The sequence below is a fragment of the bacterium genome, from assembly GCA_016699995.1.
In the GTDB taxonomy this organism is placed as follows: Bacteria; Patescibacteriota; Doudnabacteria; order UBA920; family UBA920; genus UBA920.
The window spans coordinates 115413-129469 of record CP064996.1 but is presented as its reverse complement, the minus strand read 5'-3'; the positions used below and the strand labels follow the sequence as shown (position 1 = coordinate 129469).

Annotated in this window: 12 protein-coding genes and 2 tRNA genes; 3 read left to right on the top strand and 11 right to left on the bottom strand. The window is 45.3% G+C overall.

Going from position 1 to position 14057, the window contains the following annotated elements; all coding sequences use genetic code 11:
- Positions 1-6: 6 nt before the first annotated feature.
- The gene (locus tag IPM19_00650; protein ID QQS23065.1) at positions 7-564 is read right to left on the bottom strand and encodes a hypothetical protein; all 558 of its coding nucleotides are present in this window, start codon (positions 562-564) and stop codon (positions 7-9) included.
- A 120-nt stretch (positions 565-684) separates the two neighbouring features.
- Entirely contained in the window at positions 685-4089 is a 3405-nt protein-coding gene (locus IPM19_00645) for a hypothetical protein (protein ID QQS23064.1), read from the bottom strand.
- Positions 4090-5060: 971 nt separating this feature from the next.
- Here IPM19_00645 and IPM19_00640 point away from each other — a divergent pair.
- Positions 5061-5137 (top strand) — tRNA-Pro (locus tag IPM19_00640).
- A gap of 29 nt (positions 5138-5166) precedes the next feature.
- A tRNA-Gly gene (locus IPM19_00635) sits at positions 5167-5241 on the top strand.
- A gap of 99 nt (positions 5242-5340) precedes the next feature.
- On the opposite strand, the gene IPM19_00630 is transcribed toward IPM19_00635, so the two are convergent.
- The 7 genes from IPM19_00630 to IPM19_00600 form a co-directional block, all read right to left on the bottom strand.
- Positions 5341-5574: a hypothetical protein gene (locus IPM19_00630; GenBank protein ID QQS23063.1), complete on the bottom strand. Its 234-nt coding sequence runs from the start codon at positions 5572-5574 to the stop codon at positions 5341-5343.
- A gap of 120 nt (positions 5575-5694) precedes the next feature.
- Complete coding sequence (locus IPM19_00625; protein ID QQS23062.1) at positions 5695-6003, bottom strand: HU family DNA-binding protein; 309 nt, start codon at positions 6001-6003, stop codon at positions 5695-5697.
- A gap of 197 nt (positions 6004-6200) precedes the next feature.
- Positions 6201-8090, bottom strand: a complete 1890-nt coding sequence (locus tag IPM19_00620; GenBank protein QQS23061.1) for a lamin tail domain-containing protein — start codon at positions 8088-8090, stop codon at positions 6201-6203.
- A gap of 114 nt (positions 8091-8204) precedes the next feature.
- Entirely contained in the window at positions 8205-8678 is a 474-nt protein-coding gene (nusB, locus tag IPM19_00615) for a transcription antitermination factor NusB (protein ID QQS23060.1), read from the bottom strand.
- Positions 8679-8733: 55 nt separating this feature from the next.
- Positions 8734-8949, bottom strand: coding sequence for a hypothetical protein (locus IPM19_00610; GenBank protein ID QQS23059.1), 216 nt, complete (start codon positions 8947-8949; stop codon positions 8734-8736).
- Positions 8950-9061: 112 nt separating this feature from the next.
- The gene (gene rpmF / locus IPM19_00605) at positions 9062-9229 is read right to left on the bottom strand and encodes a 50S ribosomal protein L32 (protein QQS23058.1); all 168 of its coding nucleotides are present in this window, start codon (positions 9227-9229) and stop codon (positions 9062-9064) included.
- Positions 9230-9412: 183 nt separating this feature from the next.
- Positions 9413-10093, bottom strand: coding sequence for a hypothetical protein (locus tag IPM19_00600; GenBank protein QQS23057.1), 681 nt, complete (start codon positions 10091-10093; stop codon positions 9413-9415).
- A 332-nt stretch (positions 10094-10425) separates the two neighbouring features.
- Between IPM19_00600 and IPM19_00595 the strand changes: the two genes are divergently transcribed.
- Positions 10426-10746, top strand: coding sequence for a hypothetical protein (locus IPM19_00595; protein ID QQS23056.1), 321 nt, complete (start codon positions 10426-10428; stop codon positions 10744-10746).
- Between the two features lie 51 nt (positions 10747-10797).
- Here IPM19_00595 and IPM19_00590 read toward each other — a convergent pair whose 3' ends face one another.
- Together IPM19_00590 and groL are read right to left on the bottom strand one after the other, a co-directional pair.
- Complete coding sequence (locus IPM19_00590) at positions 10798-12207, bottom strand: amidophosphoribosyltransferase (GenBank protein QQS23055.1); 1410 nt, start codon at positions 12205-12207, stop codon at positions 10798-10800.
- A 111-nt stretch (positions 12208-12318) separates the two neighbouring features.
- On the bottom strand, positions 12319-13995 hold the full coding sequence (gene groL, locus IPM19_00585) for a chaperonin GroEL (protein QQS23054.1): 1677 nt from the start codon (positions 13993-13995) through the stop codon (positions 12319-12321).
- Positions 13996-14057: the final 62 nt, after the last annotated feature.

Below are 14057 nucleotides of genomic sequence, written 5' to 3'. Positions count from 1 at the left end.
AATGAATTAAGATTTAAATCTATTATAAGATTCTAATAGTTCGGGAGAATTATTTGTTTTCTGCAAACCTTCCTGGTATAACTTATCCAACTGCTCTTTGCTTATCTCAAAATGGTTTTCCAAAAGTTCAATGTATTGCTGCCAAAACAGCCCGCTAGTAGGGTTTAGCTCTAAACCCTTTTCTAGGGTTTTCTTCGCGGCCTTGTAATCTTGCATGGCTTCTTCAACAATAAATTTCAAACCCACTGGAGTAGGATTATCTGGGAGAAGTTTGCTTGCTGCTGTAAATGTTTCTCGGGCATCTACTAGCCGCCCTATGCGGTGCTGCTCAGCACCTAATGCCAGCAGGGTTGTGTATCTTTCTTCTTTAGAAACATTAGAATCGACCTTCGACTTTAAATCAGAAATTTTGGTTTCAATCTCTGAGAGTTCTTGATCTGTAAAATCACGATCGATTGTGGTAACAATGTTCTGATTATTTTGTCGACTGTAAATAAACCAACATCCTATCCCAACTAAAATTAGAGCGACCACAATCGCGGATAATATTGTCTTCTTGTTCATATCAAATTGTTAATTATAAGTCTACATATTATACACTAAAATCAAAACCGCCTCGAGTTTCCCCGAGGCGGCTTTTTATCTACAGACTAACTATAGAATGTGTTCCTAGATAACTAAAATTTAGTTATTCCAGTCAACTGTCCAAGAGATTGGAGAAGTAACAACTAGATAGTCATTGTGCCAATCATCAGAAGTTACAGAGTGAACTTCATCAGCGTCACCGACTACGTCGGACCATACGAAGTTAGAACCAGCCACGCTAGCGTATGCTGCAGATTCTTGAGCAGATTCAGCGGCACTGAAGCTTGCAGTCAAGAAGTTACCTGCTGCTGCGTTAGCAATAGTAGCGCGAACTTCATAAGTAACACTACCACTTACAGACTCTGGGTTAGTAGTTACGATGTTAACAGTATCAGTAGTACCAGCAGCAATTGTTTCAGCTGTTGTAGCTACCAAAGAACCGTCACGGAACAACTGCACCGCAGAACCAGTAATAGCAGTAGACTTAGACAAAGCTAAGTTCATAGCTTTCCATTGGATAGGACCACCGTTAGCGTTCATAGTGAACTTAGCGATAGTGACCACACCGTTGGTCAATTGTCCATCACCACCGTTAGTTAATGCAGCTTGTGCAATAACAGGTACGGAAGCAAAGACATACATAGTATTGCCGGTGCCGGATGGGGTTACTGCTGCTTCCACGCCAGTAGAGCCAGGAGCGGCTGTAGCGGCAGTGATAGAAGTAGTAACAGTAGCTAGACCAGTAGTGTTGGTTACAGCACCAATGTCAAGCTTGATTTCGATTAGCTTGCTAGAGTTAGCAGGTACCGGGATTCCAAGATCATTAAATGATACGGAAGTAGCACCAGGCTTGCTAGCAATTAATGCGCCATCTGCATACAACTTAACAGTGTTAACTGTTGTAGCAGAAGTTACAGTTACAGTGAAGTCCTGAAGAGTCTGAGAGTCATTCAAGGTGCTTACACGGTAAGCTGCAGTTGTAACGTCATTCTGGCCATCTGTTAACAATCTAGCAGCAATACCAGAAGAGTTTTCGAAGGCCATGCTGATTGCACCAGCACCAGCGGTGATGGTTTGACCAGCAACTGCACCGGTGTTTACTGAAGTACCGGAGTTAGCAGTTGTACCAGTTACGGTAGTAGTTGCGGCTACGGTATCAGCAGTTCCGAAAGCAGCACTTAAGTTGGCATACATATCCAAAGATACGGTGCCATTCTTAGGGACTACGAAAGATACAGACCAACTGTTACCAGTAGCGGTTACAGTAGGCTTTACAGATGTCTGAGTTGTACCATTGATTTTGAAGTATACATCAGTAACATCAGTGATAGCAGGACCACCAGCTACTGCAATATCAGCAGCGATAGTGTGAACATTTACGTCTTCAGTGCTGTTACCAGCGATTTGATAAGAGGCGATCTTGAACGCAGATGTAGGAGACACGAAAGTCTGGTTACCATAGGTGCCAGTCTTAGCCATGCTCAAAGAACCAACAGCAACAGTTACTACGTTTGCAGCAATGTTAGAAGATGGAACATTTACAGTACCCAAAGATACTTGACGAGTACCATTGCTAGAACCGGTCAACATAGTAGCTTGGATTGTGCTACCGTTTACCAATTCAGCACCAGTGTCTTCTTCGTCGTAGATGTCAGATACTAATTCTACGGTCACAGGAGTACCTGGGTTAACCATAAAGTTAGTAGTGAAGCTAGCAGCAGAAGATGCAGCACCGTCAGCGACTAAGCCAGTAGTACTACCAACCTGTGTACCATTAACCATTACTTTACCGTTACGCAAAGTGTAGTCTTGATCGGTATTGTTAGTATCAATAGCAAAGTTTAAAGTTTCTACTTTAATAGCTTCGCCGTATGCTGTCATGGTCCAACGGCCTAAAACAACATTAGAAGCGTCCTTAGTAACTGACCCTGATGGGGAGTTAGCAGCTTTAGTAACAGTGATGCTACCAGAGCTTACTGCGGTTGCGCTTGCAGGTTGTGCAGGGAAGGTACCAGTTGCAGTTACGTTTACTTGGTATTGAGAGTCAACCAAGCCCAAGTCAGCTTTGTTTCGCAAAGACATCTTGATGTTTCGAGAAGAACCACCAATTACGTCAGCCAAAACTTTAATTTGGCGAGAACCAGTGGTAAGAGTCTTAGAGAAGCCACCAAAGGTTACATAACCGTTAGCATCCAAGTTACCTACAGCAGAAACCTGAACACCATCTACATAAAGACGGAAGTTGCGGATATCAGCAGAGTTAATGGATTCGATTTGGCGAAGAGCAATGCGGTTTAATACAACGTCGCGAGTACCTACGCTAAAATCAGACTGCCATACATTTACATCATTACCTGGATCAGTCGTAGTAGTAGAGGTAGGAACACCTACGGCTACAGTAGCTAGAGTAGCAGTAGCAATAGTGTGAATAGCACCGGAAGGCATCACGATAAGGTCTGTGCCGTTAACTGCTACTAGCTGAACACCAACTGTTTGACCAGAAGTACCAGTAGCAATATCAGAACGAACAGAAACATTACGAGCGCCACTTACTGGCCAGTTAAGACCAGCAAAGGTAATGAAACCAGAAGAAACGCTAGCAGCATCAGTGATACGAGTATTACCTTCGAACAAGTAAACGTTAGAAAGGGTAGCATCAGCAGATACGCCAGTGCGCTTGAACTTCAAAGAAGTTACAGTACCGTTACCGCTAACAGTGAAGTTAGCCAAGTTAGCTGTAGCTTGACCTGCTACTAAAGTGCTTGCAGCTGGGCTGTCAGAAGCAACAGAAGCAGTGTAAGCTCCGCTTGGAGTTGGAGTGGTGGTACCAGAAGGTACTAACTGACCAGCCTGACGAGCAGGGATCACACCAACCTGAGCCAAAGCTTTGTCCGCAGCGTTAGCTGGAACTACATCGGAGAAGCTGTAACCCCAAGAGTTAAACACATCAACAGATGGAATACCCCATAGGCCGCCGCTTACTACCATCTGAACAGTACCAGAGTTGTTAACTAGAACACCTGGTAAGTGACCAGCGGAAGCGCTGTCGATGTTAGAAGTCTTGCTCAAGAAAGAAGAGTCACCGCTGATTGCACGGGAGAAGGAGAATCCTTGGCCAGTGAATACAGCAGCAGAAGTGAAAGCAGCTTTTTGGCCGCCGGTGATTAAGGAACATTCACCTTTAACGTCACTTCCCTTAGTTTCGGTAGCGCAGAAAATTTTACCGTCAGCTGGAGCGATGAACGCGCCAGTAGGCAAAGCAGTTACGCTAGCGTCTGCGTCTTTAACTTGAGAGAACGACAAGAAGCCGTAGCTCAAGAAAGCACCTGCAGAAGTGAAAGGTCGCTTTTGCATGTCGGAGGTGATGAACCATACGGTACCATCGCCAGTCTTGTAGACTTCACCAGGAGCAGCAGCTTTTGCAGCCATTGGCATTAAGCCCATAGCAGCAACTGTTGCAACGGTAGACACGCTTACAGCAACTTTTTTTAATAAATTAGACATTTAGAACTCCATTTTCTGAATTGGGCTATAAGATTCTCTACCGCTGTTCATTTGGACAGAAGAGAGAGTTATAGTCTTGATTAGTCAATTGCGATAATCAATGATAATTCAGAAAATATTAATTAGTTTTTGACGAACTTTAATGTTAGTTTCGAGACCGCTCTAGAGTTCGTTCTCGCCTATTCATATAAAGACCGATTATTACTTGTCCTATCTAAAACCATATTTCCTAATAGTTCGACCAGGGAGCCCGACATCGCGATCTAGAGTCGCTATAGTCTTAAGGCGCCTATTAAGGTGTATTTATAGATAGGGGCAATAATTGAAAAGAATACTGAACCTTTGCGGCCGCTGGTTAATATATAGAGTAACCATATATGGTCAGCGGCCTGCCGCGCTATTGGCGGACGGGCCCAGAATAATGACTTCCTTTACTTCGCTGCTGGCTATGGCCGGCGTGCTTGCAGCCGGCTGAGACTGTTGCAAACGATAATAAAAAAGGAAAGCACTGTCTGGGAGCAAATGCCTTTTCTAGAGTTTAAAGTTGTGGTTTAAGTGAGCCGGTCCACTGAGGTACGCAAACTCGTTATATAGGTCTTCAGTTAATAAGACGCCCTGTGGTTACTATTGTTACAGTTATTCGCTAAATTCTTTCGATTTTTTATACTCCTTACCCTTCGGTAAGGTAACAAAACTTCCAATAAAAAACGCCCAAATATTAGCTGGCAAAAGCCCGCTTATTTGAGCATCAATTTATAGATATTCTGTTTAAAACCGCAAATATTCATTTCTGGATATATTATAAGACACCTACCGACTTTCGTCAATTCCAGGCTGAGGGATGCAACTCCCCTCCGCTCCACCATAGAGGAAAATATGCCACTTGATAAAAACCGGAAAATTAAGTAGAATTACTCAGTATCTGGCAGCGGCCATTCGCAAGAAGAAGAATGGACTGCGATCTGCCACTACGGGAACTGGCTCAATTGGCTAGAGCACTCGGTTTGGGACCGAGAGGTTCCGGGTTCGAGTCCCGGGTTCCCGACCAAAAAATCCGCCGCCTGGCGGATTAAAAATGCGGGTATCGTATAATGGTTATTATCTCAGTTTTCCAAACTGATGATGGGGGTTCGATTCCCCCTACCCGCTCCAGACAAAAACCGCTACGCCAACTGGCGAATTAGGCGGTTTTTGTTTTGCCAAAATAAAAACGGCTGCCTAATAGACATCCGTTAAGTTTGGTAGTACAGGTCAGTATTTATGCCAACCATCCGTTATCTTGTCCAGCTCTTTGTCTGTGAGCTGCTTGCCGCCGCCCCACAGCGCCTTAAAAGGCCTGCCAGCGCCAAGGGTCAAAGCTCCGCCGGCGAGCATTACGGCTCCCAACAAGACGCTCAAAGTGGCAACAGACCACAATGCCCCTGCCAAAGGCAGAACGAAGAACCAGATGCCGAGTGCCAGCAATGCTAATCCCAAAATTTTCATCTCTTAACCTCCGTTTTTGCTTCCGAAAATTGAAACAACTTTCGGCAGTAGTATACGGGAAATCTGCGGAGTTGTCAATACTAAAAGCCGCCCACGGAGGGGCGGCTTTGAGAACTGAGGTTATTCCTGAGTAGGAGAATTTTTGCGAAGCTTTACAGCTTCTTTAAACGCTTCACCGGCTTTGAATTTAGGTGTGTTCAATTCTGGAATTTGAATCTTCTGAGATGGATTGCGGGGATTAACACCGATGCGAGGTTCTCTATGCGAAACGCTAAACTGACCAAAACCGCTAATATTAACCTTTTCACCGTTGCGGAGATTTTCATAAATCAAGTTTATGAAAGCATTAAGCATTCTCTCGGCCTCTGTATAAGTGATAGAAAGTCGGGCTGCCAAAACCTCAATTAAATCTGATTTATTTAAGCTCATAGTAATTTATATTACTGATCTTGTTAATTATAGCATAGATTACAGCCGAAAAACTATTTTATAAAAAAGCCGGCGATGCTATTAATTAAGAATCCGAATCCTATTTCGATCCAATCCCATAAAGACTTTTTCTTTTGCATAGTAGTGATAGCTGTATTCTATCATATACTATATAACGTAAGAAAGCCGGAAAATGTTTAAAATGGCATTCCACCGCCCATTCCAAAGCGATATACAGCTAATCCGCCAGCCCCCAGGCTAGCGACTGCGATGGCAACAACCCCGGCTAAACCCTTTGATTTTGGCTTGTTCTCGTCTTCACTTTTTTGCTCATTTTTGACTGACTCTGTAGTTTTTTTGGCTGTGGCAGCAGGTTTCGAGTTAGTTTTTTCTGCGGGCTTCGCCGCTGCCTTTGTGCTAGAGGTTTTTACTGTTGTTTTAACAGGTGCCTTTGGACTTGTAGATTTTTTTACAACTGGTTTTTTATCGCTTTCAAGATTAGCGGCTGGTTTTTGCTGTGGCTGCTCCAATACATTTACAGAGCCCGGAGTCACTTTGCTGGTCCATAAAAAATTGTCTTCGAATTTTGCATATGACTGGCCGGTTATGGACTTAGGATATTCGACGGTAAATACCACTGCGCTGTTCTGAGCGGCAACTCCGTCTTGCTTTTGAAGCAGGCTGACTTTTTTACCGCTATTGGCTAAAGCTAAAGTCAAGGTTTCTCTCCGAAGCAAATAATAACTTTTTGCCGGCACCATAATTTGCGGCAACCCCGCAGAACTGTTGCCAACCATAATTATTCCTCCGGTCATATCAATTTCGCTATCCGAGGAATTATACAGCTCAACAAACTCCTGCTCCCCTTTTAGAGGCGCGGCATATATTTCCGAAATCACTAGTCCTTGAATCGAAGGCAGTAACTGCTGTTCTTCCTCTTCAATCTCTTCCTCTGGGGCTAGGTCTGGAACATTCTGCGAACCTTGTGTTGGAATTGCCCAGTTCCACAGATCGCCAATTTTACTATAGCTTTTCCCGCTCGGTGCCGATTGAGTGTAGATTACGGTATCCACCGCTTCACCATTGGAATCAAAAAGAGTGACAGTGTCGCCGCTCGAATTATTCAAGGTAAATTTGCCAGCCGGGATAATAATGGAAGCATATTGGCCAGGTTCGAGATTTAGACCCATAATGGCGTAATTATTAGAACTCAGCGGCTGTTCGGCCGAGACGTCGTCCAGAACCCAATTGCTTAAATCAACAATTTGGCTTCCGTAGTTAAACAATTCGATCTCCTCCTTGCCTGCGTCTGCGCCGCTAGGGTTGGGCAGCAATTCGGTAATATAGATGGTACGAGGCTGTTCTAACGGAGCTTGTTCCTGCGCAGGCTGTTCTTCGGCCGGAGGTTCTTCTACGGGCTGTTCTTCGGCCGGAGGTTCCTGCGGGGCAGGGTCTGTTTCTGGCAAATCACCAGTAGGAACTTGCTCTGCGGTAGGCGCTAGCACCACGCTTGAGTTACGTGGACTGCTCAATTGCACAGCGTAAAGCTTAGGTTCGGACATAGAAGTGCGCGCGATAGATTCCCCTGCTCCTGGATTGGCCAGCCCGGAACTTGCGAAAGTGTTGCTGGTTGCGCCCCAGGCCAGACTGTCTATAATCGCGCCGGTATCGTTAGCGCCAAAACGCAGAGCGATTCCATTGTCGTCCGCTAAGGTTGATGAAGTTATCGTATCCGGCAAAACTGGAATATCTCCGTAGCTGGAATTGGCCCATAGATAAAAACCATAGGCCGGGATATAGCTGTCCGACGACCACGACTTTATGGAGCTGTCCGCAGTGCCAGTGCTGCTTCTTTTAACCAACCGATAACCATTTAGGTTTAATGGCTCGCTGTTGGGATTATATAGTTCGACAAAGTCCTGGCTGGTTTTTCCCACCCCTCCAGTAATTTGGACCGCCGATATTATAATCGCTTTCGGCAATTCTTCTTGCGCGGTCGCGAAGGCCGGCCCACTCACAAAAAACACGTTCGATACAGCCAGCACCACGGCCAAAACTGCACCAAAGTAATAAGATTTCTTTTGCATACTTTTTTATTAATTATCTTGTGTTAAGTATGCAAAATGGTTCTTCAAGAACAATCGAAGTTCTTTTCAATATCCAGTCAATCCGCAGCCTTTCCGGAGAAAATAAAAAAACCGCTATTCAGCGGTTGTTTCTTTTTCTGCTTCTTTTGTCTCTTCCTTGTTCTCTACCTTTTCTTCCGGTGGCAGCTCTTTATACAGCGCGCCCAGCACGCCGTTTACAAATTTTCCCGAAGAATCTCCGCCAAAGCTCTTGCCCATTTCTACAGCTTCGTTAATCACCACGCGCGGCGGGGTTTCCTTTAAAAATAGCATTTCATAAATACCCAAACGGAGCACATTGCGGTCAATTACGGTAATTTGAGCAATAGGCCACTCTGGAGCATGCTTAACGATAATCTTATCGATTTCTTCGTGGTTCTTTACAACACCATCCAATAAAACTTTAGCAAAACTGTCATCATCGCTTTTTGGGCAAAACTCTTTAAAGACTCGGTCAAAAATCTCGTCAAGATTCTCCTGCTGATTATGAAAGTCCCATTCGAACAGACTCTGCAATGCAATTGTACGAAGTAAATGTCGGTTTGCCATATACGGGTATTTTAGCGGAAATGAAAGAAATAAAAAAGCTCGCTGCAATAGCGAGCTAATAATCTTTTCGACCGCGGCGCTGTTCGCGGTCCCGGTAAGCGCACGACAACATATATGCGGTAAAAATCAATGCCAAGGATACGCCGGTCGCCACTACTATGGTGGCTACTAACGATACTTCCTCCCCTATTTTGACGGGAGAAAAAAACACAGCCCACACATTAGCTACAGATATTCCGAGCACGACAAGAAAAAATTTAAACTTGTTCATATCGTTCCTCCTAATTTTTTATCCCGTTCACAACTCAATGCAACAGGAAACATCCAATTATATAACAAAAACAACCCTTAGTCAAGGGTTGCTGCTTGCTTAAACATAGTGGCTAAACTGCTTTGCGACCTTTGTAGAAGCCGCAGTTAGGGCACGCATGGTGAGGCATTGTCGGGCTGCCGCAGTTCGCGCATTTTGCTAGGTTAGCTGCTTTAATCGCATGGTGGCTGCGACGCTGGTCACGGCCGCTGCGGGTTTTATGCTTTTTTGGAACTCCCATAAAATATTGAAAATAATGTTGTTTACTGTAGCCGTCGAAACATTACGAGCAGCCAATGGGATAATTATATATAAAAAGGCTGTATTCGTCAAGATGGCAAAATAACACAAAATTAAAGAGCCAGCAGGGAAAAGTGATCTGCTGGCTCCGCCTGCCGTGTCTCCTTATGGGAGCACGACTGGCTTAACTGGTAGAATCCTGGCCGGATTCCAAAAATAGACATTCTGATACAAAATTAGTGGGAACGCCGGGACCGAAGTGATCCTTGATGATCTGATGGGTCTTGCGGATACTCAACTGATCCCAAGGGCTATCCTTTACTATCACAATCTGGCTTAAAGCTGTCTGCGGCAGTTTAGGATAAAACTCCATTTCGGTCGGTTGAAACTCCTTTTGCAAAGTCTGGGCGAGCTTCAGATCTCTTTCATTCTGAAAATTCTTGCCCCACCTAGGATCCTTAGACGCACCATTCAGCGCATTGCCAGCAACCAACGGCTCCAGCACCACATCTTTCCTAAACGCCTCTAGTGAGCCTTCGAACAGCCTTATAGACTGTTCAAACAACTGAACAAAATAGATCGTCCACACCACTCGATTACCCTCGATGCACTGGGGTACGATAGTGGCCGTCCCCGACTTCAAAAAAGCGGAAACTAACGGGTTGCTCGGCTTAGGCATGGGTACAGCTTTTTTGCTTGCAACTGTTTTTCGGACGATCGGTCTCTTTGCCCGTTTAGCTGAACTCTTATTAGAAGCGGTAGGCTTCTTTACCTTAGGCTTACTGGTTCGTTTCTGTGCCTCTACATTCAGAGGCAAGTAAGCGACAGCCAAAAAAATAGTAACCAGAAAAAATATGTATCTCATATCCTGCCTCCTTATGTATTTTGTACTCGTTAACTACTCTAATTATACGGTATGGAATGGTTTTAGCAACATCTATTAATAAAACCCCAAAAGGATAGCTGTGAACAACTCCGCAGCCGCACAGCGGCGAGGACTAGTGAACAGGTATTCTTTTGGGGTTTTAATTAGAGCCCCCAATCCGAGTAACCGAAATCAGGAGCATGAGTCTCTTTTAAATTTAGAGTAATAGCGATCCAATATAAAATGCGGGTTTACCCGACCCTATAAGGCTCGACAAATAATATTACCTGATGTATACTGTTTTGTCAACACTTAAAAGGAGGCTAAAATAAGTGGAATTGGAAGAAGAAAACCCAGAAAAACCCCAAATTATACTGATCGGATGCTCGCCTCCTTTGCTCCAGAGAGTAATAGAAGCGGAAACCGGACTCAAAGTCGTGATCGTGGCGCTAGATGAATTACCAGACAATATCCTGGATGACATCAATCCTCATCGAATTCAGCAGCTTGTAGTTAACCCTCTCCCGCAAGAAAAGCTCCGGCTGCCGAACAAGCAAATACCTCAGAAGTTTTCCCGAAAAGTTTCCGACCAATACCCAAAGTCTAAAAAGCGGGACACCCGTTTTGGCAATAAAAGAAGACGTTCATTTTAGAACGTCTTTTATTATTGAAACTTATATTGATGAAACTTAAATTATTGAAGGTTATTTGACCGCGGCTTTGATTTGGATTATGTCCGCCATGCGTTCGTGCAAATCTATAGGATAGTCCCCGGTAAAGCAGGAAAGACACAACTCGCTTTCCTCCAGGCCAGTGGCTTTGATCAGTCCTTGTAAAGACAAATAGTTAAGCGAAGTGGCGCCGATATGCTGGCGCACCTCTTCGACTGTCCTGCCTACCGCAATGAGCTTTTTAGAGCTTGGAGTGTCGATGCCGTAAAAATCCGGGAACTTAACCGGCGGCGAACTGACCAGCATGTGCACTTCCTTGCTACCCGCTTCGAACAGCGCTTTAACCAGCTCTTTAGAAGTAGTGCCGCGCACAATCGAATCATCGATAATCGCAACCTTCTTTCCGACTAGCAAATCCGGCAGCGGCGAAAGCTTCATCCTCACGCCGAGAGAACGGGTATGTTCATCCGGCTGAATGAAAGTTCTGTGCACATAACGGTTCTTAACCAAAGCCATTTCGAAGGGCAAATTTAAAGCCCGTGCATAAGATGTAGCAGTTGGGATAGCTGTTTCGGGAACCGGCACCACCAAATCCACGTCTAACGGGAACTCTTTGGCCAATTCGATGCCGCTATTACTGCGAACTGCATACACAGACTTGCCGTTGATGACACTGTCCGGCCGAGCAAAGTAAACAAACTCAAAGATATCTACTTTAGGATCTGGTTTTTGAATCTGAAACGAATGCAGACCCTGGCTGTTGATGATCACCAACTCCCCTGGAACAACTTCGCGCACAAATTTAGCACCGATAATATTAAATGCACAGGTTTCTGACGCGACCACGTAGGCCTGGTCTACCTTCCCTATTACCAAGGGACGAATGCCGCAATGATCGCGAAAAGCAAACAAGCTCTTCTTAGTTAAGCCAGTTACCGAAAAGGCCCCAGTGAATAAAGGCCAAACTGCTTGTATTGCTTCGGGGAATGATTTTCCAGAATTTAGCTGATGAGAGACAGCTAAAGCCATGAGTTCCGAGTCTGAACAACCGCTAGTATCCTGCCCGGCTTCTTTCAAAAAATTTGTTAAAGCAGTTACCGAAGGCAAGTTGCCGTTATGAGCCAAAGCGATCTGGTTATTAACCACAATCGGCTGGGCATGATGCGCAAACGATCCACCAGAAGTTGAATAGCGATTATGGCCAATGGCGGCGAAGCCGCGCATGCTTTTGATGATTCGCTCGTTATAAACCTTGTTGACCAAGCCTTCATCCTTATGGCAGTCGATCTCGGTTCCGTCTGTAACAGCAATGCCGCTGCTTTCCTGACCGCGATGCTGCAAGAGAGCCAGGCCAAAAAAAGTCAATCGGCTTACGTCCAAACCTGGACCATAAATGCCGAACACGCCGCATTTCTCGCCTAAGTTTCTATCGTTTTCAATCATAGCTCCTCCTAAAAATACTTTGTAATACTAGCATAAATTATTTGCAAAAATAAAAAGCGCCGTAGTGGCGCTTTTTTAGTTTTTGGAAAATAAATGTTTTGCGAGGAGAGACTAGAATCCCATTCCCCCCATCCCGCCGCCCATGCCGGCCGGCATTTCTGGGGCGCTTTTAGGTTCCGGCTTTTCTACGATAATCGTTTCGGTGGTAACCAGAGTAGATGCGATAGACACCGCGTTCTCTAGTGCTAAGCGGGTAACCTTTACCGGATCCACGATTCCACTGGCGATCATATCGTCCTTCTTGCCCTGCTCCCATTTCATCTCGTCATAACTAGCAAAGTCGAAACCGGCATTGTTACCTGATGTCTGTACGAACTTGATAATCCCGGTCGGTTCTGCGCCAGCGTTTTCTGCAATCTGGCGAATCGGCGCAGTCAAAGACTTAGCAACAATCATAGCGCCGCGCTTTTCATTTTCCTGGAAGTAATCGGAGTTAGAAATGGCCTGCTCCAGAGCCGGCGCAGCTTTAGCCAGCGCCGCTCCGCCTCCGGCAACGATCCCCTCTTCCACTGCAGCACGGGTAGCGTTTAAAGCATCTTCGATTTTAAATTTTTTGGCTTTCATCTCGGTTTCCGTAAACGCGCCGACTTTAATGACGCCGATGCCGCCAACCAAGCGGGCAATTCTCTTTTGCAGCTGTTCTTTGTCGCTGTCGAATTTTGCCTCACCAATCGCTGCAGAAATTTCCTTAACACGCTGGTCGATTTTTTCTTTGTCGCCGGCGCCATCCACGATAGTGGTGTATTCCTTGGTTGCGACGACTTTTCTAGCACGGCCCAATTGGCCAATTTCGGTAGTATCCAATTTCAAGCCGAGTTCGTCGGTTATAACCTGCCCTCCGGTTAAAACCGCTATGTCTACCAACTGTTCCTTGCGGCGGTCGCCAAAGCCAGGAGCTTTCACTGCCAAAACATTGAAAGTACCGCGAAGCTTATTGAGTACAAAAGTAGTCAGGGCTTCTCCTTCTACTTCGTCCGCAATAATCACCAAATCTTTTTTACCTGTCTGAGCGATTTTTTCTAGTAGAGGTAAAACTTCCTGCACGCTGGAGATCTTCTTATCAGTAACTAATATGTACGGATCGTCCCACACTGCTTCCATGCGCTCGGTGTTGGTCACCATGTAGCCAGACACGAAACCGCGGTCAAAGCGCATACCTTTTACCACTTCTTTTTCTAAGCCAATGCTTTGACCTTCTTCTACGGTAATAACGCCGTCGTTGCCGACTTCTTCCATAGCTTCGGCAATAAGCTTGCCCACTTCGGAATCCAAAGAAGAGATGGTCGCCACCTGTTCGATGCCTTCGCGGCTGGTAACTTCTTTTTTAGCTTTACTCAGTTCTTCCACTACAAACTTCACAGCCTTGTCCATGCCGCGCTTGAGATCGTTGGCTTTAAATGTGTTGCGCTCTAACTCTGTAAACGCTTCTTCGATCATCTTCTGAGCTAAGACGGTAGCTGTGGTTGTTCCGTCGCCGGCGTCTTCGTTAGTCTTGTTGGCGACTTCCTTAATGAGCTCAACGCCGATATTCTGAAACTTGTCTTCCAGTTCGATATCTTTTGCCACAGTCACGCCATCATCGGAAATCGTCGGACTGCCATAGCCGCGCTCTAAAATCACCGCTTTACCTGTCGGGCCGAGAGTTACTTTGATAGCGTTTGCGGCGATATCCACGCCTTCTTTAATTGCTTTCTTGGCTTCTAGGCCAGTCTTAATCAGTTTTGCCATAATAACTTAATCCTTTTTAGAAGTTCAGAATAGTTTTTCTAAAGGAGCCTCACTGCACAGCC

Bases quoted from the DNA above. Each gene is read 5' to 3' on its own strand.
- IPM19_00650 (QQS23065.1), bottom strand. From the start codon at position 564: ATGAACAAGAAGACAATATTATCCGCGATTGTGGTCGCTCTAATTTTA.
- IPM19_00645 (QQS23064.1), bottom strand. From the start codon at position 4,089: ATGTCTAATTTATTAAAAAAAGTTGCTGTAAGCGTGTCTACCGTTGCA.
- IPM19_00630 (QQS23063.1), bottom strand. From the start codon at position 5,574: ATGAAAATTTTGGGATTAGCATTGCTGGCACTCGGCATCTGGTTCTTC.
- IPM19_00625 (QQS23062.1), bottom strand. From the start codon at position 6,003: ATGAGCTTAAATAAATCAGATTTAATTGAGGTTTTGGCAGCCCGACTT.
- IPM19_00620 (QQS23061.1), bottom strand. From the start codon at position 8,090: ATGCAAAAGAAATCTTATTACTTTGGTGCAGTTTTGGCCGTGGTGCTG.
- nusB (QQS23060.1), bottom strand. From the start codon at position 8,678: ATGGCAAACCGACATTTACTTCGTACAATTGCATTGCAGAGTCTGTTC.
- IPM19_00610 (QQS23059.1), bottom strand. From the start codon at position 8,949: ATGAACAAGTTTAAATTTTTTCTTGTCGTGCTCGGAATATCTGTAGCT.
- rpmF (QQS23058.1), bottom strand. From the start codon at position 9,229: ATGGGAGTTCCAAAAAAGCATAAAACCCGCAGCGGCCGTGACCAGCGT.
- IPM19_00600 (QQS23057.1), bottom strand. From the start codon at position 10,093: ATGAGATACATATTTTTTCTGGTTACTATTTTTTTGGCTGTCGCTTAC.
- IPM19_00590 (QQS23055.1), bottom strand. From the start codon at position 12,207: ATGATTGAAAACGATAGAAACTTAGGCGAGAAATGCGGCGTGTTCGGC.
- groL (QQS23054.1), bottom strand. From the start codon at position 13,995: ATGGCAAAACTGATTAAGACTGGCCTAGAAGCCAAGAAAGCAATTAAA.